Genomic DNA, 19,939 nt, shown 5'->3' on the forward strand with positions numbered 1-19,939 from the left:
TGTAAGAGAGGCCGCCGCTTCTGTCGCTGCACGCGGCGAGGGCGGCGGGGTGCGCGTGTTTCAGCCCAGCAGGAAATCGCCGCTGGTTTCGTCGCAAACGCGGTTGCGGCCCTGTTTCTTGGCGCGGTAAAGCAGCGCATCGGCGCGGGCCAGCACGCCGCGCGGGCCTTCGTCGCCGTGCGCGGTAGCGCAACCGATGCTGGTGGTGACTGCCAGCCCGTTGGCAATGTCGCGCCAGGGTTGGGCCGCCACGCGGCGGCGCACGCGTTCGGCAATGGCGTGTGCCGCAGCCAGATCCAGCCCCGGCAGCAGCAGACAGAATTCTTCTCCACCGTAGCGGGCGATGGTTTCGCCATTGCGGCAGTTATCGCGCAGCAACTGGCCAATGGCGGCCAGCACTGCATCGCCTACCGCATGGCCATAGCTGTCGTTGATGGCCTTGAAGTGGTCGATGTCCAGCATCAACATCGAAAAGCCCAATCCGCTGTGCAGGGCCAGTTGGTCAAGCTGGTTTTCCAGCGCGCGCCGGTTGGCCACGCCGGTGAGGGCATCGGTTTCCACCTCTCGGCTCAAGGTCGACAAGACCGCCTGATGCTGCAGCAAGCGTGCCTGCAAGGCCAGATTTTCCTGATCGCTTTGCCGCAGCCGCAGCCGCGTCTCCAGCCGCTTGGCCTGGCGCAACGTGGGGCCCAGCAGTTGGGTTTCCTGCATGCTGGCGAGGTTGCGCTCCACCGTAGCGTGATAGCGGCGGTGGCTGGCCAGCGCCTGCGCATATTGCGCCTGCTGCTTGTGGTGGCGGTAGAGTGCCAGCTCGGCCGCTTCAATCAGCGCGCCCGATTGCAGCTCGTGCGCCAGTTTGTGTGCCAGTTGCAACTGCTGCAGGCAGGCTCCGGGCAGCTGTTGCGCGGCATCGAGCTCGGCCTGGATCAGCGCTGCGTGGAATTCGCTCCAGTGGTGACGGTTGTCGCGAATCGCCATGCGCGCCTCGCTCAACGCCTGCTGGGCGGCGTCGAATTCACCCAGCCTTGTCAGCGCCGTGGCCATGTAAAGCTGGCACTCTGCGGTCAGTTGCGGGTGGTTAAAACGCACCAGGCTGCGTTTGCCCAGCTGCAGGCAGGCCAGCGCGTCGTCCGCCTGGCCCAAGTGCAGATAATCATTGGCGATGCAGATGTAGATGGCCGTCAGCGGCTCGCTGGCCTGCAGGGCCAGCGCGTAGTCGAGCGAGCGCAAATGGTTGTGCAATGCGTTGCGGTAGTCCCGCGCGCCGAAGTAGACCTTGCCGATACCCAGGTGGGCGCGCACCAGCATGGCGTCGTCGCCGCTGTCGAGCGCGGTTTCAAGGCAGCTGATCCAGCGCCGCATCGCGGCGTTCAGGTGGCCCAGCAGCAGGTGATGGCTGCCTGCCTCATCCAGCGCACGCAGCAGTATTGCATGCAGGCGCAGCCGCTTGGCACGCGCGATCAGCTTTTCCAGCTCTGCCAGCGATTCGCTGATCAGGCCTTGCTGGCCGAGCTGGATGGCGGCATCCAGCAGTGCCTGCAGGGCGGCCAGCGTATCGCCCGCTTCGCCGGCATTGCGTGCGCTGTCCAGGGCCGCGCGGCGGCGCTCTGCAAGGCGCTCCTGCGCGTAGGCGATGTGCGGCAGCTCGGCTGTCATGCCGCCTCCAGCGTGGCCAGCAGGGTGCGGCGCAGTTGTTGGGTGGCGGTCTCGCCGTCGAGTTGCAGGCTGTCGGCCATGATCAGCCGCACGGTGATGTCCTCGTCCGACCAGCGTCGGGCGGCTTGTTCCAGCCGCAGCCTGACTTTGGGCCACAGCGTGGTCGTTGCTGCGTCGGCAAGCAGAACCAATACCGACCCGCCGATACGCAGGCCGTGGGCCTGCGGGCAGGCGGTGCGCAGCGTATCGGCCAGCACGGCCAGTAACTGATTGCCGGCCTGCACGGAGCGGCGCAGGCTGATTTCACGCAGGTTGTCGACGACCACGGCCAGCACTGCCGCGTGCTTTGCGGTTTGCGGCAATGCGGCCGGCAGATCGATGTCCAGCCAGTCGAAGCCGGTGCAGGCATCCTTGCCGGGGCGGGTGGGCGCACGGGCGCGCTCGTGCTGCAGTTTGTGCAGACGCAGCTCCATGTCCACGCGGCGGGCCAGATTGGCATCAAGAATGCGCATGCGCTCATTGCTGTCGCGTAGCAGGCGCATGCGCGCCGTGTGGTATAGCTCATGCGCGGCCAGTGCGGCGGGGGCATCGCCCAGCGCTTCGTGCGCTTCGCACAGCACCAGGTAGAGCCGTTGCAGCAGATAGCCATTGTCGAAATGGGCAGCCAGGCCGATGGCCTCGTTGAGTGGCGTGATGGCGCTTTGCGCCTGACCACGGGCCAGTTGCAGGCGCGCGGTCAGCTCTCCAACCCGGGCGTGGCCCCACAGCAGGCCGCCTTGCCGGCAGATGTCGGCGGCCTGTGCCAGCGAGTCGTCCGCCAGCGCGTGCTGCTTGTCGGCAATCTGGCAGGCGGCCAGATAGAGGTAATAGTCGCTGCGGCTGGACGGGCTCCAGTTCGGGTGCGCCGCGATCAGCGGCCACAGGCGTTTGAGTATGCGCCGCGCCTGGTCTATCCAGCCCAGCTGCGTGAGCGCGGATAGCAGGTAAAGACCGGTTTTGCAGATGTAGCCGTCGTCGCCTGTTTCTTCGCTCAGGTCGTAGGCATAACGGAAAGCCAGCTCGGCACGGTTGGCGGCATCTTCGATCAGGAAGAGATTGCCTATGCCCAGATAGCTTTCACAAATTGCAGGGAAAATATGGTGTTCGCTGGCGATGGCAAGGCCGCTCAGCCATGATTGCAAGGCTCTGGTCAGTTTTCCTTGCGCCAGCAGCGCGGTGGCGATCTGCTGCCAGGCACGCGCGGTCTGGGCCGGATCGGGCCGTGTCGCCAGCAGGCGCAATGCACTGCGCGAGCGGCGCAGCGATTGCTCGAACTGGTTGATCTCCCAATGGCTACGTGCCTCGTCCAGCAAGGCTTTTGCTTCGGTAGCCTCGTCGCCGGACTGTTGCGCGGCCAGCCGCTCCCGACGCGCCTGTGCCAACGCCATGCGGGCGTTTTTGCGGTAGGCATTGTCATTGGCTTGCGCAACCAGCAGCGCGGCTTCCCAGGTGCTCACCTTGTAAGTTTTTTGCTTTCTAGCAGGTTGGTCAGGGTTCTCATGATAACGCCGGTAGGCTGCTAGCGCGAATAAAAAACGGCTGCGCAAGGCAGCCGTTTCCGTGGTGGCAAGCGGGGTTTACTCGTTGACGCAATCAACGTAGTAACGTGTTTCGCCTGCGCTCTTTTCCGCTACCAGACCATGAATATAGGTCTCAAAGCCCGGGAAGCTGCGGTTGAATTCGCGCGCAAACTTCAGATAGTCGACGATGGTCTTGTTGAACACTTCGCCCGGCACCAGCAGCGGAATGCCCGGCGGGTAGGGGGTCAGCATCACGGCGGTGACGCGGCCTTCCAGCTCGTCCAGCGGCACACGTTCGATCTCGCGGTGCGCCATCTTGGCAAATGCCTTGGCCGGCTTCATGGCCGGCACCAGATCGGACAGATACATTTCCGTGGTCAAGCGTGCCACGTTGTTGCGCTTGTAGATGTCGTGGATCTGCCGACACAGGTCCGCGAGGCCGATACGCTCGTACTGCGGGAATTGCGCCACGAATTCCGGCAGCACGCGCCACAGCGGCGCGTTCTTGTCGTAATCATCCTTGAACTGCTGCAAGGCAGTCAGCATGGTGTTCCAGCGGCCCTTGGTGATGCCGATGGTGAACATGATGAAGAACGAATACAGACCTGTTTTCTCGATCACCACGCCGTGTTCGGCCAGATACTTGGACACGATGGCAGCCGGAATGCCGCTTTCATCGAATTCGCCGTGTACGTTCAGCCCCGGGGTGAGGATGGTGGCCTTGATCGGGTCGAGCAGGTTGAAGCCTTCGGCAATGTCGCCAAAGCCGTGCCAGTTTTCACCGGCCTTGAGCATCCATGCGTCGCGGTGATCCAGACCTTCATCGGTCAGGTCATCCGGGCCCCACACCTTGAACCACCAGTCTTGGCCGTATTCCTCGTCCACCTTGCGCATGGCGCGGCGGAAATCCAGCGCTTCGGTCAGTGATTCTTCCACCAGCGCGGTGCCGCCCGGGGCCTCCATCATCGCCGCAGCCACGTCGCAGCTGGCGATGATCGCGTACTGCGGGCTGGTCGAGGTGTGCATCAGATAGGCTTCGTTGAAGATGTCGCGGTCGAGCTTGTTGTCCTCGGCATCCTGCACCAGGATTTGCGAGGCTTGGCTCAGACCGGCCAGCAGCTTGTGCGTGGACTGGGTGGAGAACACCATCGAGTCCTTGCAGCGCGGGCGGCCTTCGCCAATGGCGTGGTAATCGCCGTAGAAATCGTGGAAGGCAGCGTGTGGCAGCCAGGCTTCGTCAAAGTGCAGCGTTTCAATCTTGCCATCCAGCAGGCCCTTGATCTCCTCGACGTTGTACATGATGCCGTCGTAAGTCGATTGGGTGATGGTGAGCACGCGCGGCTTCACATCCGGGTTGGCTTCCAGCTTTTCGCGGCAGAAGGGGTTGGCCAGCATCTTTTTGCGTATGCTTTCCGGCTCGAATTCGCTGCGCGGAATCGGGCCGATGATGCCGTAGTGGTTGCGTGTGGGCGACAGGAAAATCGGCACCGCGCCGGTCATCATGATCGCGTGCAGGATGGATTTGTGGCAGTTGCGGTCCACCACAACGATATCGCCCGGCGCCACGGTCGAGTTCCAGACGATCTTGTTCGAGGTTGACGTACCGTTGGTGACGAAGAACAGGTGATCGGCATTGAAAATGCGTGCCGCATTGCGCTCCGACGCCGCGACCGGGCCGGTGTGGTCAAGCAACTGGCCCAGTTCGTCCACCGAGTTGCACACGTCGGCGCGCAACATGTTCTCGCCAAAGAACTGGTGGAACATCTGGCCTACCGGCGACTTCAGGAAGGCGACGCCACCCGAGTGACCCGGGCAGTGCCACGAGTACGAGCCATCTTGCGCGTAGTGCGTGAGCGCGCGGAAGAAGGGCGGGGCAAGGGTATCGAGATAGCTCTTGGATTCGCGAATGATATGGCGCGCCACGAATTCCGGCGTGTCTTCGTGCATGTGGATGAAACCATGCAGCTCGCGCAGGATGTCGTTGGGGATATGACGCGCGGTGCGTGTTTCGCCATACAGATAAATCGGGATATCCGGGTTGCGGCGGCGGATTTCAGCCACGAAGGTGCGCAGGCTGGTCAGCGCGTCTTTAGTTTCTTCCGGCGTACCGCCGCCGAATTCCTCATCGTCGATGGACAGGATGAAACCGGCCGCCCGGCTTTGCTGCTGGGCGAACGAGGTCAGATCGCCATAGCTCGTATAACCGATGACATCCATGCCCTCGGCCTCGATGGCCGCTGCCAGTTCACGGATACCCGAGCCGCTGGTGTTCTCGGAACGAAAATCCTCGTCGATGATGACGATGGGGAAGTAGAAACGCATGAGCGTGGTCCTTTCCAGAAAAGATGAAGGAAAGGGAGCGCGGTACCTCTGGCAGCGCGTCGCCACGCTGTTACCGGCCTTGGACGTCCCGGAAAAGCGCGTAGTTTATACGCTTTACGCTGCAAGACAATTAAAAACCCGCCCATGCGGCAAGGTCATGGGGAAATCAGTGTATTCAACGAAACGCTTTGCGTTGCGCTGCTATCCTGGCCGGCCCAAGTCGTTGTAATGGTCACTTGTTTCACGATATTGCTTGTGGGGGTCCCGGTCGGGGCAGGGCACGTCAGCGTGGTGGCATCGCAGGTAGCAACTGCGCAGCTGAAACTATACGTTGCGACCGTTCCGGTAGCAGAACTGCTGACACAATTGGTGCCCCCGGCACTGATGTTGTTGAACGCCATGTTGCGAATAATGTCGAGCTTGGCTTGCGCCTGCTCGGTTGCTTCGGCCCGTTGACGACTGATGGAGCCCGCAATCGTAATCTGGCTTTGCAGCTTGGAGAGCGCGAGCAGCCCGAACGACACAACCAGCAGTGTCACCATGACCTCAATCATGGTAACGCCGGCTTGATGCTGAAATCTCTTGTATGCGTTCATCATCAGTTGGTCAATACAGCGTTGAGGTAGTCACGGATGCCTGTAATGGCTGGGGTGCTGATGGTCGGTGTAGCGCTGCCATTATTGGCATGGCGAATTTTATAAGCATTTACACTTGGATTGACGTTCAAGGTGCCATAAATTTCCATATTGCCTTCAACAGCAAATACACCAGCCGTAGCAATGGTTGGCCCACCGGTACCATCCGTATTGCCCAGCGTGAAATTGCCGCTCACATAAATAAATGTATCTGCCAGACGGGAGCTGTCCGAGGTGCCGCCGGTGATTTGCAGGTTGCCGTCTACTATCAGCGATTTATTGCTGTATGTATTGGTCAATGCAGCAAAGTCGGATGCGCTGTACGTCCCACCGCTGATAATGACCGTGTTGCCGTCGCTCGAGACTCGCGGATTGCCGCCTCCGCTGAAAGTCGACGAAACATAGCTGGATTTGCCCTGGCCAAAGTAGGTCGAAAAGAATGCGTCTTGCGTCTTGGTGCCTGCAACGCTGGCTGGGCCACTGTTGGTATAGGTGCCGCCGACTGGTGTATAGCCATAACGATAGCCGGCATTGGTGCCGGTGGCAGCCTGTTGCGCGGTAACCTGGGTCCAGTTCATTTTGAAGGGCCACCAACTCTGCACATCGCCCTTCGATATGGTATCACCGACCGAAATCCCCTTGCTTTGATCTGCAGAAAAAGCAGGGTCGTAAGCGGCGATGTCATTTTGTGCCAACTGCGTGATATCAATATTGACGCTGCTGTCGTAGTAGCGCAGGTTGCCGTTGATGGCAAAGAAGCTGCCTGAGCCAGAGCCCCCGCCGCCTGGCGTCACGTCATAGGAAATATCGGCAATCGAATACGCCGTTTCGGCTCCATTGTCTGCTCGGCCAATTGAAACAATGCGAATTTTGGACGACCATTTGCCGCTGGACAGGGTTGGGCCAGTGATTTGCGCAGTGCCTACCATATAGGATTGACCGCTGATGGTGCCGCAAATGGCCGGGGTCTTGCTGGTGCCAGAACCGCTTAGCGCACAACTATTGCTCATTGCCCCGGCAGGAAACGTTGCGGGCACACCTACCAGGGTCGGATCGATGTCAGTCACGCTGCCAGCAGTCACGCTCGCATTGTAGCTGCTCTTGACGCCGTAATTGTTGGCTTGATCCATCCAGGCCAGATTGTTGAAGGTGTTGCTGGCTGCGTTGACCTTGAAGTTGGCAATAAAAGTCTGCAAACCGGCATCTGCTGCCATTTTTGCTTGCGAGTTATAGGTGATGTTGTTATTGGTCTGTTGTTCGAGGAATGCCGAATGATTCGATGCGAACATACCCAAAGAGAGCACGAACAACAACATGACACTGGTTGTGAGTGTTGCTGCACCTTGTTGGGTGCGCATGATTTTCTTAAAAGGGAACATAGGGCGAGCTCACAATAAAACTGGCGGTGCGGCTGATTTGTGTATCTTTAGTCGACGTGCCGGTCATGGTGATGGACAAAAAGGGTTGTTTGTAATCCACGCTATTCAGACGTGTAATTGACCAGCTGACATTCATGTTGTCGCGAGCCGGGTCGATCAAGGTGCTCCAGTTTGCACACGCCGGGCCACTGCCTCCTGGTGTTGCGCAGGCGTTGCACAAGTTAGCTTTGTTGGTGTCCCAGTCATATTTGGTGGCGTTGCAGCCCGCAACTGCGTCATTGCGGGACAACATCAAGAGCCGGCCGCTGGACATTTTGAAACCAGACAAATGAACAGTGCATCCTTGGGCATCTGTTCGATATGGGTAAGCAACGCATTCGGAGCCAGCAGTTAAATCTACATTGCTTGCAAATGTATCCAGCGAGTTCAACGTTACTCCTGCGCGACGTCCATCCTGTTGCAGCAATTGAGCAATCGTCGATATGTCCCGGTTCAGTTGCCCGCCGCGCTGCGTGCTTAGCAAAGAGCGATAGGAGCTGAGAAAAAATGAGGAAATGGCCAGCACGACCAAGCTGCCCACGGCAAGCGCGACCAGCAGTTCAATCAGGGTAAAGCCGCGTGCGCGGGTGGTATTGCGCATCAGCATGCAGACACTCCAGAAATGGACGTACTACCGGAAGGGACGCACAGCGAAGCGCGGCCAAGCGGTGATACGGATAGCCGTACGGTGTAATTGGTAGAAAGCAGATCCACGCTGAGTGTGTTGGTGACGCTGGAATCGCTAGCTGTCCACACGCCCCGCGTTGGGTCAATAAAGCTGTTGTTGAGCAGCGTACTGGCGTTGCTGAATGAAACGGCGCGCAATTGATCACTGTTTACTGATGAAACCACTGCTGTTGCAGTTGGCACCGCAGTGCCGCTGCATGCTGTCAGCGCACTGCTGCTCCGATAAGCCCAAATACCCCACTGCGTGCCATTGGGGGCAATATAACGTATGCAGACGCGCGTATTCTGCGCAATGGCATCACTGCGTGCATTGGCAAAAGTCGTGGCGAGTTTGTTTCCTGTACTGACCAATCGCCAGCGCTCGATCATCTTTGAAAAAGAGGGCAGCGCAATAACTGCCAAAATACCAACAACCGACAAAACGACAAGCAGCTCGATCAGGGTAAAGGCGGTCTGCTTTTTAAGCGGGTTTGAAAAAGTCATGTTTCTCATTACCGTGCCCAACAAGCGCTGGAGCTGCTTGCTACCGGGATCTGATAGACCTGGGAATTCAAGATGCCCAGACTGAGCGTGGTGCAACCCGTATCTTTTTGTTGCGATTTGCTGGATACGGCAGTTGCAGTGACGCAATATGCATTGCCGCTGGCGCTGCCACTGCATGTGCTGCCATCAAAGCCTGAAACGGCAATCGTGTAGTAGCCACTGTCAGACGTTCCTGCAATTGAATTGTCAGCGCTGCTGAGTGAACTGAGGGTGGCGTAGCTGGTATTGTTGGCCCTGTATTTGGCCTGCGCTTGTTGAACGCGCGTCAGCATTGTGACGGCATCGGCACGGCGTCCTTTGCGGACATAGTTGCTATAGCTTGGAATTGCTACCAGCGCCAAAATTGCAACGATGACCCCCGCAATCAGTAGCTCGATCAGGGTAAAGCCGGCTGTTTTGGAAATGGATTGGCGGGATGTCGGCAACATGTTGTTCTATTCCTTGGACGCCTGCATGGTAAGGTTGGCCTGTTTGCCGTGGCAATACCAATTGCTGCTTGATTGAAGAGCGGTCAACTGAGCCGACAGCCGGTAGTTGCATGTTGCGTACAACTCAGTTCTCAAGTCTTCCGTGCGCTGCACGGCTGACCCTGTCTTGTACGGCGAGCCACGCTGCTTGGGCTGGTGTGGCTTCCAGCAAGAGCGTATCAAACCCTTGTGTATCGAATTCGCGCAGCGTGGCATACAGCGTTCGGGCGTAGCCTACCGGGTCGCCGGGGAGTTGATGGTGGGGCTGAGCGGGCAGGGCGTCAGACCAGTTTTGATGGTGGAGTAATACCACTTTCTCGCCAGCTTGTTCGCGGCTGGCTGCTTCGGCGAGCAGTTGTTCAAAGCTGCCGGTAATCAGCCGTGTGCGGGGTGCGTAGTGGCTATCCAGCAGGCCCGAGGTGCGGATGCCCGCGGATTTGGCCTTGGTGTGGTGTTCCAGTTCTTGCCCCAGAACAGCTTCGATGGCCTCGCGCGGCACGCCGCCTGGGCGCAGCAGTTTGGGGCGCTCGCCGATCAGGCTGACGATGGTGGATTCAACGCCGACCAGACAGGGGCCGCCATCAAGGACGAGCCTCAGGCGTGCGCCAAATTCATCTGCAACGTGTTGTGCCGTGGTGGGGCTCACATGCCCAAACTGGTTGGCAGATGGGGCGGCCAGCCCGCCGCCAAATCGCTGCAGCAATTCCTGAGTGACCGGATGCGACGGTGCGCGCAGGCCTACCGTGTCTTGCCCGCCGGTAACGGCATCAGGCACATGGGGCTGGCGTGGCAGGATGAGGGTGAGCGGGCCGGGCCAGAAAGCCTCGGCCAGTTGCCACGCTGCAGCGGGGATATCCTTTGCCCAGTCCTGCAGTTGTGCGGCACCAGCAATGTGGATAATGACCGGGTGATCCGCCGGGCGGCCCTTGAGCGCGAATATTCTGGCTACTGCAGCCGGGTTGGCAGCATCGGCAGCAAGGCCGTAAACGGTTTCGGTGGGGATGCCGACGAGCTCGCCGGCGCGCAGCAGGTCGAGGGCTTGTTCGATGGGCGAGGACATGACAGAAAAATACTGCTATCAAAACAGCAGTATAGCGGTAACAAATTCATGCGGGAATGACATTCTTACACCCGCTTGGCGTGATATTGCCAACAGTCTGCGGCTGCGGCGTGTGCGACGGCGTGGGGCTGGGGGATCGGCCAGGTCCGATGCGTGTGGCCTGACCGATCAATGCGTGGCTCAGAAGCGTTCCGGCAGCTTCTGCAGAATGATGATCTGCTTGTTTTCCAGTTTGACGTAGCCGCCAAACACCAGCTCCTTGAGGATGCGGGCGATCATTTCGCGCGAGGAGCCCACGCGGTCGGCAATGGCCTGCTGGGTGAGTGGCTCGGCGATGATCCAGTGGTCTTCGTGCTCGCTGCAGATGCTTTCGAACAGGGCGCGCACGCGGCCGTAAACGTCGAGCAGGGCCAGGTTTTTCACGGTCAGCGACAGTTTGCGTACCATGCGCGCCAGGTTGAGGATGACCTTGTCCTTGAGAGCAGGGTAGGCATCCAGCGCAGTGCGGAAATCCGCCTTGTTGAACATCAGGAAGGTGGAGTCGTCATCCACCTGTACCGACCAGCCGCGCGGCTCGTCGTCGAGCAGCGACAGCTCGCCGAATACGTCTCCGGGTTCGCCGATCAGGAAAACGAACTCCTTGCCCTGGTTGTCACTGGCAAACGAGCGGGTGCGTCCTTCCAGCAGCAGGTACATGGCTTCGCCCGGATCGCTTTCGCGGAACAGGAAGGCGCCCTTGGGCAGTTGGCGGCGAATGGCCGCCTCCATCACGACATCAAGGTCATCGGGCGAAAAACCTTCAAAAACCGGTAACCCGGCCAGGAATGCCTTGGTGGCTTGTGCATCCATACAGCGTGCGTCCTTTGTGAAGTATCATTCCGTTTTGGCGTGTGCCGGCGCAGAGGCATGATCTTTTTCTGCCGTGTCGCCGCCTTCGCCTTCTTCTGTCGGTGCGGCAATGTTCGCCGCTGCCTTGGGTATCGCGCTTGTGGCCGGCAAATCGGGTGGTGGTGGCACCACATCGAGCTTCTTGGCCAGCATGTATTCGTTCATTTCCTTCCAGCCGGCAAAGATGTCGGCTTTGGCAATGCGCGGGTTGCGCCGGTAGCAATCCTCAAGCGCACGGCCACTGTGCCGGCAGGCGGCGCCAATGGCCTTGCCATTGGCCTTTTGCTTGTTGAGCACCTCCATGACCTGATCGCAACCGGTCAAGCCGCTGATGGAGATCAGCAGCAGGCAGGGAATGAGCAGCGTGCGGATAGGCTTCATGGCCTTGGTGCCAATGTAAATAGTCGATGTTTCGATTGTAAGTGAAAAAACAGCCCGCCGCAGGCATGCGGGCCATGAGTGAGATGGATATCAGGCTTGCTGTATGCCTGCCAGCAGCCAGCGCGGGTCTTCTGCGCGCGGTTTGATGAAGTGCCAGTATTCCTCGAACGGTGTTGCCGGCGTATTGAGCGATTCGCTCACGCGGCCGAAAAAGCGCGCGCTGGCAAACAGCTTGCCATCGTCGTAGCCAGTATCGGTCAGCTCGACATCCAGCTGCGGGAACTCGGCCAGATCGCGGTTGGCAGCAATATCGCCCTGCAGCTCGGCAAACAGTTCAGGTGTCAGGTATTTGCGCAGCTCCTCCAGTTGCTCTGGGCTGTTCATGGCCTGCATGTGCAGGAAGCTGGCGCGGGCCTGGCGCAAGAAGGCGGCTGTCTCTGTACCATCAGCCAGGCGTGCCGGGGCCGCTGGCAACGCGCCACCAGACTGCGTGGTGTTGCCCATGCGGTAAACACGATCGGGCGACGAGGGTGCTTGCTGCCAGTTGCCGGCGTTGCTTGCCATGCCTTGCAGGCGAGGTTGGAACTGCTGGCGGCGTTTGAACCACATGAAACCGGCCAGCAACAGGCCACCGATCAGCAGCCAGCTCAGCCAGTTGCTGCTGGATGAGGCCGGCGTAGCCGGTGCAGCTGCTGCATTGTTGAGTGGCACATCTTCACGGCCTGCTGGCGTTTGTTGTGGGGCTGTATTGACTTGCTGATTCGGCGCAGCTTGCTCATTGGCGGCCTTGCCCATCATGTAACCGGCCACACCGCCCACGGCAGCGCCAGCGGCGGCACCGGCCAGTATCTTGCCGGTGTTGCTGCGCTGTGGTTGCTGCGGTGCCCCGTATTGCTGTGGCGTGTTGGCTTGTTGCGAGTAGTGCGGGGCAGCCTGTTGCGGGGCGGGCGCGGCGCGTGTCATTACGCGCTTGCTGCCGGCAGAGCGGCCACCGCCCAGGCGGCCCGCTTCGGCAAGGAGCGGGCTCAGGGCAACGGCGGTGGCGACAAATGCAATCATCAAACGACTGCGCGTATGGGCCGGACGAACGGACATGCGGGGACTTCCTCTTGCGTAGATGCTCCACGCATTAGGAGGGCGTCTGCCGCAGAAGTTCCGGAGCGCGCGTGCTATTTATTCGCGTGAGCCGCGCTCTATCGTCACCCCGACCCGGCCGACCTCGTGGAGAATGCCCAGCTTGGTGACCGAAACCTTGACCCAGGGCGCACCGAAACCGTCCAGGACAATGTGCGCGATATGCTCGGCCAAAGCCTCCAGCAGCTGGAAGTGCTGCTCGGCCATGCTGGCGCGCAGTGTGGAGACCACCTTGTCGTAGTCGATGGTGTCGGTCAGGTTGTCCGAAGTCGCTGCACGGCTGGATGGCAGGCCGATTTCCAGGTCCAGTTCAACAACTTGCGGTGCCAGGCGTTCCCAGTCATACCAGCCGATCAGCGTTTTGGCGCGCACGCCGTGGAGATAGATGTAGTCCATGTTTGATGTTCACCCGCATACCGTCGCGGGCGCTTTGCCTTAAAATGCACGGCTGATCATTTTACGGGATACACCCATGCAGTTCACGAGTGCTGACGTAGTGGTTTTCATCGGGGCGTACCTGCTGGGCTCGTTGTCGTTTGCCGTGATCGTCTCGAAACTGATGGGGCTGGACGATCCGCGCAGTTATGGTTCCGGCAATCCGGGAGCCACCAATGTGCTGCGCAGCGGCAACCGCAAGGCTGCGGCATTGACGCTGGCCGGCGATGCTCTCAAGGGCTGGCTGGCCGTGTTTCTGGCCAGGCAGGCCGCAGCGGCGTTCGCGCTGGATGCCACCGCCATTGCCGGTGCTGCGCTGGCGGTGACGCTGGGCCACATGTGGCCGGTGTTCTTTCGTTTCAAAGGTGGCAAGGGCGTGGCAACGGCTGCCGGCATCCTGTTGGCACTGGATTGGCGCCTGGGGTTGGCGCTGTTGGCGATCTGGCTGATTCTTGCCAAGGGCTTCAAGATATCGTCGCTGGCGGCCTTGCTGGCTGCGCTGGCTGCGCCGGTGCTGACCTGGTATTTGTTGCCGCAATCGGTCTATCTGTATGCGGTGTGCGTTATCGCGGTTTTGTTGATTGCGCGCCATCATCAGAACATACGCGGCTTGCTGGCTGGCAAGGAAGGCAAGATCGGCGACAAGGCATGATGGCCTTGCCAGCGAGCCCGGGCTGAGCACCACGCTTGGTAGGGCCTGTTAACACTTATTTCGCGCTTGCGCTGGGCCGCAAAGAGGTCAGCTACAAGGCACGCAACGCAGGCAATAACCGGTTATTGCCAAGGCGCGTAACGCCGTAGATGACCTCTTTTCGGCCCAGCCCGCGGGTTCGGGGTATTTCGGGCGGTTCGCTGCGTTGCAAACCGCTTGCGGTACCCGTACCGCGGCGCGTTCTGCGCCTTGCGCTCCATCCCGAACTGCCCCGAACGCAAGCGTGAAATAAGTGTTAACAGGCCCTGGCCTCGTGCTGGCAGGCCGTTGCGGCGAGCCTGCCCTTGCTGTCGCGCCGGTATTTGACGCTGATCTCGGCAGGGGCCGGTAATCGGGTTTGCCCACCAAGCCTTGCAGGGTGTTCCGACCGCGGGCAGCACCATGCGTGGCGGCAATGTTTCCTCTGGCCGGGCCAGACCGGGGCGACGAGTTTACGGTTGGGTGGAGGGGCGCCTCGTTCGTGCCTTGTACGGTGGCGAGGCATAATGAAAAACCGGGCTTGCGCCCGGTTCTTCATGTCATGCAGGTAATGGCTGCCGATTAGAAATCGGTGCGGATACCGGCGGACAGTTGGGTAGCGTTCTGGCCTGCAGCAACGCTCAGCGAACCGGAGTTGTTCGAGAAGGTTGCGCTCGAGCCCTTGGCTGCCTTGTTGTTCAGGTACACGAGGTACGAGTACAGACGGGTTTGCTTGGTGACCTGGTAGACCACGCCCAGCGAAGCTTGTTGGCCGTCGTTGCCGCTTACACCCAGGTAATCCTTGGTCCAGGCGTAAACACCTTGCACTTGCAGCTTCGGGTTGAAGCTGTAGTTACCGGCGATGGCGAAGTTGTTCCAGCTGTTGGTGACTGCCGGCTGCTTGTCTTCGATGTGTTCCCAGCCAAAGCCGATCTGCGCACCGTCAAACTTGTAGCCCAGAGCTGCCTCGAAACCGTTTACCGAAGCGCCTTCCGTGAAGTTGCTGGTAGTCGTGGTGGTCGAAGTTACCGGTGTAGTCGGGTTGAAGGTAGTGGTCTTGGTTGTAGTGCCAGTTGCATCACTGATGCCAGTCACTTGGCTGAACTTGCGCTTTTCAGCGTGTTGCCAGGTCACGCCAGCAACCAGGCCGCCATTGGTGTACAGACCGCTCAGGCCATAAACGCCAGCGCCTTGACCGAAGCCGGCAGCACCGTCAGCACCGTAGGTACCACGAACCTGGAAACCGCTCCACACCGGGCTGTCATAGCTCAGCGAGTTGTCTACGCGGCTGGCCAGTTGGGCAAACACTGCGCCCTTGCCCTTGAAGTCGCCATCATCAGAGAAGTTGTCGAAGATCGAGCTCAGGTTGCTCGAAGTCAGCAGGGTCTTGTAGGCGTTGTCATACTTGCCGGTGCGGATAGTACCGTAGTCAGCGCTTTGCAGGCCGATGAAGGTATTGCGAGTACCCCAGCCGGTGTTGGTGCCGCCGTCGCCGCCTTCCAGCTTGTTGCCGGCTGCGTTCTTGCCACCGATGCTGGTTTCGACTTGCCAGATGGTTGCCCAGCTGGAGTCATCCCACTTGTCCACGCCCTTGAAGCCGATACGGGTGCTTTGATCCCAGCCGGTGAACTTGTTGTCGTAGGTCTTGCCTGCGGCATCGTTGGAGTAGTGGTTGAAGTCCAGCGAGTAACGGAACGAACCGTAGATGGTTACGTCAGCATATGCCAGCGGGCCAACGAAAGCGGCTGCAACTGCAGCGGCGATCAACTTCTTCATTTAAATCTCCTAAGCGTCGGAATATCAGGGGCTGTAACGCCTGATTTTTTGTTTGCCGGCAACCTTGGGCTACCGGCGCTGCCGGCTGGGGTGTCCAGACCGGCAATCTGCCGGGTTGCCATCTATCCTGCCAAGGCAACCATTCGTTTACATACCGGTGGGTAGTGTAAGGATTCGGCGTGACGGAAATATTACAGGTCTCCGCTGATTTCCATTTAGGAATATAAAGTTAGAAAAATAAAGTTATTTGTTATTTGCAACGCTGTAAATTGGTGAAAAAAGCGCAGAAAGTGCGCTGCCCGGTGCTTTTTGGCGCATGAAGGCCTCGCCGACCAAGTAAGTATGCACATCGTTTTGTTGCATCAATGCAACATCTTCACTGGTCAGAACGCCGCTTTCAGTTACCGCAATCCGCCCCGGGCCTATGCGCGGTAATAGTGCCAAGGTCGTATCCAGCGAGACTTCGAAGGTACGCAGGTTGCGATTGTTCACGCCCACCAGCGGGGTGGCGAGTTCCAGCGCGGCATCCAGCTCTTCGCCGTTGTGTACTTCCACCAGCACGGCCATGCCCAGCGCATGTGCGATTGCTTCGAAATCCTTCATTTCGGCCAGGCTCAGCTCGGCGGCGATCAGCAGGATGCAGTCTGCCCCCCAGGCGCGTGCCTCAAAGAGCTGATACTCATCGACCATGAAGTCCTTGCGCAGCACCGGCAGCGTGCAGGCAGCACGGGCGGCCTTCAGGTATTGCTCGTCGCCCTGGAAATACTGCTTGTCGGTGAGCACGGACAGGCAGGCTGCGCCGTGGGCGGCGTAGTCCGCAGCGTGCTCGGCCGGGTTGAAGTCGGCACGGATCACGCCCTTGGACGGGCTGGCCTTCTTGATCTCGGCAATGACCGCCGCCTGTTTGGCGGCGTGTTTGGCGCGGATGGCGCCAACAAAGTCACGATGGTCGTGGTTGGCCTCGGCTTGGGCGCGGATTTCCGCCAGCGGGATGGCCTTGCGGGCTGCTGCCACTTCTTCGTGCTTGGTGGCCCAGATCTTCTTCAGGATGTCGGACATGATTACTTCGCAAACTGTTGGGTGAATCGAACCAGCTGATCCAGCTTGGCGCGTGCCGCGCCGCTGGTCAGTGCCTCGTGTGCGGCATTGATGCCGTCTTCCAGGCTGACCGCCTTGTTGGCGGTATAGATGGCTGCGCCGGCATTCAGCAGCACGATGTCGCGGCAGGGGCCTTGGGCGCCTGCCAGCACACCCTCGATGACGGCCTTGGATTCTTCGGCGCTGCCGGCGTGCAGTTCCTTCACATCGCAGAACTCGAAGCCGAGGTCGCGCGGGTCCAGCTCGTATTCGTTGATCTCGCCGTCTTTCAGCTCGGCGATCAGCGTCTTGTCCATCAGGCTGATCTCGTCCAGACCATCCTTGCCGTGCACGATCATCACATGCTTGCTGCCCAGCTGGCGCAGCACACGCGCCTGGATGCCGACCAGATCGGGATGGAATACACCCATCACCTGGTTTTCGGCATTGGCCGGGTTGGTCAGCGGGCCGAGGATGTTGAAAATGGTGCGCACGCCCAGTTCGCGGCGGATCGGCGCCACGTATTTCATTGCCGGGTGATGATTGACGGCGAACATGAAGCCCAGGCCGATTTCGTCGATACAGGCACCGGCTTGCTCGGCGTTCAGATTGAGATACACACCCAGTGCTTCCAGCACATCGGCACTGCCCGAGCTGGACGACACCGAACGACCGCCGTGTTTGGCCACCTTGACGCCCGCCGCCGCCGCCACAAAGGCCGAGCAGGTGGAGATATTGAAGGTATGTGCGCCATCGCCGCCGGTGCCGCAGGTATCGACCAGATGGTTGCGGTCCTGCACGTGCACGTGGGTGGCGAATTCGCGCATCACCGTGGCCGAGGCAGCGATTTCCGACACGCTCTCGACCTTGGTGCGCAAGCCCATCAGCAGCGCACCGATCTGCACCGGCGTCATCTCGCCGGACATGATCTGCCGCATCAGATGCAGCATTTCGTCGTAAAACAGTTCGTTGTTGTCGATCAGCCGGTTGAGTGCGGCCTGGATGGTAATCATGCGGTAGCTCCAAGCAAAAGCGCCGGGCGGGCCGGCGCTTCTACATCTATATCAGGCGAATTCTTTAAGGAAGTTGTCCAGCATCGCGTGGCCGTGCTCGGTCAGAATGGATTCCGGATGGAATTGCACCCCTTCGATCGGCAGTGTCTTGTGGCGCACGCCCATGATTTCGCCATCCGCCGTCCAGGCGGTGACTTCCAGGCAATCCGGGCAGCTGGCGCGTTCGATGGCCAGCGAGTGGTAGCGGGTAACGGTGAACGGCGAGGGCAGGCCCTTGAACACGCCCTTGTTGGTGTGCTCGATCGGCGACACCTTGCCGTGCATCAGCGTCTGCGCGTGCACGATCTTGCCGCCAAAAGCCTGACCGATGGACTGGTGACCCAGGCACACGCCCAGAATCGGCAGCTTGCCGGCAAAGTGCTGAATGGCCGGCACCGAGATACCGGCTTCGGTCGGCGAACACGGGCCGGGCGAAACGACCAGATACTTGGGCTTCAGGGCCTCGATCTGTTCGAGGGTGATTTCGTCGTTGCGGTAGACGTGGACATCCTGGCCCAGCTCGCCAAAATACTGGACGAGGTTGTAGGTGAAGGAGTCGAAGTTGTCGATCATCAGCAGCATGGCAGTATTCCTTTTATCTGTTTGAACCGGGGCAATGGCCCGCTCAGTCCAGACCGGCTTGAACGAGTTCGGCGGCGCGCAGCACGGCGCGGGCCTTGTTCAGCGTTTCCTGCCATTCGCTTTCGGGTACGGAATCGGCCACGATGCCGGCACCTGCCTGCATATACAGCGTGTCGTTCTTGATCACGGCGGTCCGCAGCGCAATCGCCACGTCCATGTCGCCGTTGAAGCCCAGATAGCCCACCGCGCCGGAATACACGCCGCGTTTGGTCGGCTCGAATTCGTCGATAATTTCCATCGCGCGCACCTTGGGTGCGCCCGAAACCGTACCGGCCGGGAAGGTGGCCTTGAGTACGTCGATGGCGTTCTGGCCTTGCTTGAGCTGGCCTTCCACGCTGGAAACGATGTGCATCACGTGCGAGTAACGCTCAATGATCATGCGGTCCACCAGCTTGACCGAGCCAGTTTGCGCCACGCGGCCAGCATCGTTGCGGCCGAGGTCGATCAGCATTACGTGTTCGGCGATTTCCTTCTCGTCAGCCAGCAGCTCGGCGGCCAGTGCTTCGTCCAGCTCGCGCGTTTTGCCACGTGGGCGGGTGCCGGCAATCGGGCGCACGGTGACGGTTTCACCTTCCAGCCGCACCAGGATTTCCGGCGAGGCGCCGACAATATGCATGTCGCCGAAGTGATAGAAGAACATGTACGGCGATGGATTGATCGAGCGCAGCGCACGATAAAGCGACAGCGGCGACTCGGCAAACGGCATGGTCATGCGTTGCGACAGCACTACCTGCATCACGTCGCCATCGCGGATGTAATCCTTGGCCTTGAGTACGGCATCCTTGAACGGCTGCTCGCCGAATTCGGATTGCGGCGTGTTCTGTTGCTTGGCCGGGCCTTGCAGTGGCAACGGTGCCGGCTCGCGCAGCTTCATGCGCAGCGAAAACAGCCGTTCTTCGGCCTGGCCGTAGGCGTTGTCCACGTTCGGGTCGGCGTAAACCACCAGATAAAGCTTGCCGGACAGGTTGTCGACAACGACGATTTCTTCCGACAGCAGCAACTGGATGTCCGGCGCGCCGATCGGATCCGGCTTGTGGCTGCCGGCGAGTTTCTTCTCGATATAGCCGATGGTTTCGTAGCCGAAATAGCCGACCAGACCACCGAGGAAGCGCGGCAGGCCGGTATTGGGCGGCGCCTTGTAGCGATCCTGGAAGGCGGCGATGAAATCAAGCGGGTTGGCATCGCTGCGCTCAACTACCTGATCGTCGTGGATCACCTCAGTCTGCAGGCCGACCACCTTGAGGCGGGTGCGCGCCGGCAGACCGATGAAGGAATAACGGCCGAAGCGTTCGCCACCCACCACCGATTCCAGCAGATAGGAATACGGCCGGTTGGCCAGCTTCAGATAAACCGAGAGGGGGGTATCAAGGTCGGCAAACAGCTCGAGAATGAGCGGAATGCGGTTATAGCCCTGCTGCGCCAGGGCGGCAAATTCGTCGCGCGAAATCATGGTGACTCCAGAAAAACGTGGTCAATGCGAAAGGTATGGGAAGGCCGGTAGGGGTTACCAGCGACGCCATCGCCATTCGAGCCAGAT

Annotated in this window: 19 protein-coding genes; 1 reads left to right on the forward strand and 18 read right to left on the reverse strand. The window is 59.8% G+C overall.

Annotation, left to right across the window (positions count from 1 at the left end; all coding sequences use genetic code 11):
• Nucleotides 1-60: 60 nt before the first annotated feature.
• From B9A19_RS06280 to B9A19_RS06340, 13 genes are all read right to left on the reverse strand, one after another.
• The gene (locus B9A19_RS06280) at nucleotides 61-1,656 is read right to left on the reverse strand and encodes a GGDEF domain-containing protein (RefSeq protein WP_084089929.1); all 1,596 of its coding nucleotides are present in this window, start codon (nucleotides 1,654-1,656) and stop codon (nucleotides 61-63) included.
• On the reverse strand, nucleotides 1,653-3,152 hold the full coding sequence (locus B9A19_RS06285; protein WP_084089930.1) for an ATP-binding protein: 1,500 nt from the start codon (nucleotides 3,150-3,152) through the stop codon (nucleotides 1,653-1,655). The genes B9A19_RS06280 and B9A19_RS06285 overlap by 4 nt, the downstream gene beginning before the upstream one ends.
• 120 nt (nucleotides 3,153-3,272) lie before the next feature.
• Entirely contained in the window at nucleotides 3,273-5,537 is a 2,265-nt protein-coding gene (locus B9A19_RS06290) for an arginine/lysine/ornithine decarboxylase (protein WP_084089931.1), read from the reverse strand.
• Nucleotides 5,538-5,692: 155 nt separating this feature from the next.
• Nucleotides 5,693-6,136 carry a prepilin-type N-terminal cleavage/methylation domain-containing protein gene (locus B9A19_RS06295; RefSeq protein ID WP_084089932.1) on the reverse strand — a complete coding sequence of 148 codons (444 nt, stop codon included), beginning with the start codon at nucleotides 6,134-6,136 and terminating at the stop codon, nucleotides 5,693-5,695.
• Entirely contained in the window at nucleotides 6,136-7,530 is a 1,395-nt protein-coding gene (locus B9A19_RS06300) for a hypothetical protein (RefSeq protein ID WP_139798687.1), read from the reverse strand. Before B9A19_RS06300 ends, B9A19_RS06295 begins: the two co-directional genes overlap by 1 nt.
• Before the next feature lie 7 nt (nucleotides 7,531-7,537).
• On the reverse strand, nucleotides 7,538-8,197 hold the full coding sequence (locus B9A19_RS06305) for a PilW family protein (RefSeq protein WP_084089934.1): 660 nt from the start codon (nucleotides 8,195-8,197) through the stop codon (nucleotides 7,538-7,540).
• Nucleotides 8,191-8,760 (reverse strand): prepilin-type N-terminal cleavage/methylation domain-containing protein, encoded by a 570-nt coding sequence (locus B9A19_RS06310; RefSeq protein ID WP_217806999.1) that lies wholly within the window; start codon nucleotides 8,758-8,760, stop codon nucleotides 8,191-8,193. Before B9A19_RS06310 ends, B9A19_RS06305 begins: the two co-directional genes overlap by 7 nt.
• Nucleotides 8,761-8,768: 8 nt before the next feature.
• Complete coding sequence (locus B9A19_RS06315) at nucleotides 8,769-9,248, reverse strand: type IV pilin protein (RefSeq protein WP_084089936.1); 480 nt, start codon at nucleotides 9,246-9,248, stop codon at nucleotides 8,769-8,771.
• 124 nt (nucleotides 9,249-9,372) lie between these two features.
• A complete protein-coding gene (locus tag B9A19_RS06320; protein WP_084089937.1) occupies nucleotides 9,373-10,347 on the reverse strand; it encodes an L-threonylcarbamoyladenylate synthase in 975 nt (324 codons plus the stop codon).
• A 180-nt stretch (nucleotides 10,348-10,527) separates the two neighbouring features.
• Entirely contained in the window at nucleotides 10,528-11,196 is a 669-nt protein-coding gene (locus tag B9A19_RS06325) for a Crp/Fnr family transcriptional regulator (RefSeq protein WP_084089938.1), read from the reverse strand.
• A 24-nt stretch (nucleotides 11,197-11,220) separates the two neighbouring features.
• On the reverse strand, nucleotides 11,221-11,616 hold the full coding sequence (locus B9A19_RS06330; RefSeq protein WP_084089939.1) for a hypothetical protein: 396 nt from the start codon (nucleotides 11,614-11,616) through the stop codon (nucleotides 11,221-11,223).
• A gap of 90 nt (nucleotides 11,617-11,706) precedes the next feature.
• Nucleotides 11,707-12,711, reverse strand: coding sequence for a Tim44 domain-containing protein (locus B9A19_RS06335; protein ID WP_139798688.1), 1,005 nt, complete (start codon nucleotides 12,709-12,711; stop codon nucleotides 11,707-11,709).
• A 78-nt stretch (nucleotides 12,712-12,789) separates the two neighbouring features.
• Nucleotides 12,790-13,146 (reverse strand): dihydroneopterin aldolase, encoded by a 357-nt coding sequence (locus B9A19_RS06340; protein ID WP_084089941.1) that lies wholly within the window; start codon nucleotides 13,144-13,146, stop codon nucleotides 12,790-12,792.
• Nucleotides 13,147-13,222: 76 nt separating this feature from the next.
• On the opposite strand from B9A19_RS06340, the gene plsY reads away from it, so the two are divergent.
• The gene (gene plsY / locus B9A19_RS06345) at nucleotides 13,223-13,837 is read left to right on the forward strand and encodes a glycerol-3-phosphate 1-O-acyltransferase PlsY (protein WP_084089942.1); all 615 of its coding nucleotides are present in this window, start codon (nucleotides 13,223-13,225) and stop codon (nucleotides 13,835-13,837) included.
• 600 nt (nucleotides 13,838-14,437) lie between these two features.
• Here the strand turns inward: plsY and B9A19_RS06350 are convergent.
• The 5 genes from B9A19_RS06350 to trpE all read right to left on the reverse strand — a co-directional run bounded on the left by B9A19_RS06350 (nucleotide 14,438) and on the right by trpE (nucleotide 19,852).
• On the reverse strand, nucleotides 14,438-15,631 hold the full coding sequence (locus tag B9A19_RS06350; protein WP_084089943.1) for a porin: 1,194 nt from the start codon (nucleotides 15,629-15,631) through the stop codon (nucleotides 14,438-14,440).
• Nucleotides 15,632-15,874: 243 nt separating this feature from the next.
• Complete coding sequence (gene trpC, locus B9A19_RS06355; protein WP_084089944.1) at nucleotides 15,875-16,690, reverse strand: indole-3-glycerol phosphate synthase TrpC; 816 nt, start codon at nucleotides 16,688-16,690, stop codon at nucleotides 15,875-15,877.
• Nucleotides 16,691-16,692: 2 nt separating this feature from the next.
• Nucleotides 16,693-17,721 carry an anthranilate phosphoribosyltransferase gene (trpD, locus tag B9A19_RS06360; RefSeq protein WP_084089945.1) on the reverse strand — a complete coding sequence of 343 codons (1,029 nt, stop codon included), beginning with the start codon at nucleotides 17,719-17,721 and terminating at the stop codon, nucleotides 16,693-16,695.
• Between the two features lie 51 nt (nucleotides 17,722-17,772).
• The gene (locus B9A19_RS06365) at nucleotides 17,773-18,342 is read right to left on the reverse strand and encodes an aminodeoxychorismate/anthranilate synthase component II (RefSeq protein ID WP_084089946.1); all 570 of its coding nucleotides are present in this window, start codon (nucleotides 18,340-18,342) and stop codon (nucleotides 17,773-17,775) included.
• A 43-nt stretch (nucleotides 18,343-18,385) separates the two neighbouring features.
• Complete coding sequence (gene trpE, locus B9A19_RS06370) at nucleotides 18,386-19,852, reverse strand: anthranilate synthase component I (RefSeq protein ID WP_176216814.1); 1,467 nt, start codon at nucleotides 19,850-19,852, stop codon at nucleotides 18,386-18,388.
• Between the last annotated feature and the right edge of the window lie 87 nt (nucleotides 19,853-19,939).

The sequence above is a fragment of the Andreprevotia lacus DSM 23236 genome (assembly GCF_900176275.1).
GTDB classification, from domain to species: domain Bacteria; phylum Pseudomonadota; class Gammaproteobacteria; order Burkholderiales; family Chitinibacteraceae; genus Andreprevotia; species Andreprevotia lacus.

Bases quoted from the DNA above. Each gene is read 5' to 3' on its own strand.
- B9A19_RS06280 (WP_084089929.1), bottom strand. From the start codon at position 1,656: ATGACAGCCGAGCTGCCGCACATCGCCTACGCGCAGGAGCGCCTTGCA.
- B9A19_RS06290 (WP_084089931.1), bottom strand. From the start codon at position 5,537: ATGCGTTTCTACTTCCCCATCGTCATCATCGACGAGGATTTTCGTTCC.
- B9A19_RS06295 (WP_084089932.1), bottom strand. From the start codon at position 6,136: ATGATGAACGCATACAAGAGATTTCAGCATCAAGCCGGCGTTACCATG.
- B9A19_RS06300 (WP_139798687.1), bottom strand. From the start codon at position 7,530: ATGCGCACCCAACAAGGTGCAGCAACACTCACAACCAGTGTCATGTTG.
- B9A19_RS06305 (WP_084089934.1), bottom strand. From the start codon at position 8,197: ATGCTGATGCGCAATACCACCCGCGCACGCGGCTTTACCCTGATTGAA.
- B9A19_RS06310 (WP_217806999.1), bottom strand. From the start codon at position 8,760: ATGACTTTTTCAAACCCGCTTAAAAAGCAGACCGCCTTTACCCTGATC.
- B9A19_RS06315 (WP_084089936.1), bottom strand. From the start codon at position 9,248: ATGTTGCCGACATCCCGCCAATCCATTTCCAAAACAGCCGGCTTTACC.
- B9A19_RS06320 (WP_084089937.1), bottom strand. From the start codon at position 10,347: ATGTCCTCGCCCATCGAACAAGCCCTCGACCTGCTGCGCGCCGGCGAG.
- B9A19_RS06325 (WP_084089938.1), bottom strand. From the start codon at position 11,196: ATGGATGCACAAGCCACCAAGGCATTCCTGGCCGGGTTACCGGTTTTT.
- B9A19_RS06330 (WP_084089939.1), bottom strand. From the start codon at position 11,616: ATGAAGCCTATCCGCACGCTGCTCATTCCCTGCCTGCTGCTGATCTCC.
- B9A19_RS06335 (WP_139798688.1), bottom strand. From the start codon at position 12,711: ATGTCCGTTCGTCCGGCCCATACGCGCAGTCGTTTGATGATTGCATTT.
- B9A19_RS06340 (WP_084089941.1), bottom strand. From the start codon at position 13,146: ATGGACTACATCTATCTCCACGGCGTGCGCGCCAAAACGCTGATCGGC.
- plsY (WP_084089942.1), top strand. From the start codon at position 13,223: ATGCAGTTCACGAGTGCTGACGTAGTGGTTTTCATCGGGGCGTACCTG.
- B9A19_RS06350 (WP_084089943.1), bottom strand. From the start codon at position 15,631: ATGAAGAAGTTGATCGCCGCTGCAGTTGCAGCCGCTTTCGTTGGCCCG.
- trpC (WP_084089944.1), bottom strand. From the start codon at position 16,690: ATGTCCGACATCCTGAAGAAGATCTGGGCCACCAAGCACGAAGAAGTG.
- trpD (WP_084089945.1), bottom strand. From the start codon at position 17,721: ATGATTACCATCCAGGCCGCACTCAACCGGCTGATCGACAACAACGAA.
- B9A19_RS06365 (WP_084089946.1), bottom strand. From the start codon at position 18,342: ATGCTGCTGATGATCGACAACTTCGACTCCTTCACCTACAACCTCGTC.
- trpE (WP_176216814.1), bottom strand. From the start codon at position 19,852: ATGATTTCGCGCGACGAATTTGCCGCCCTGGCGCAGCAGGGCTATAAC.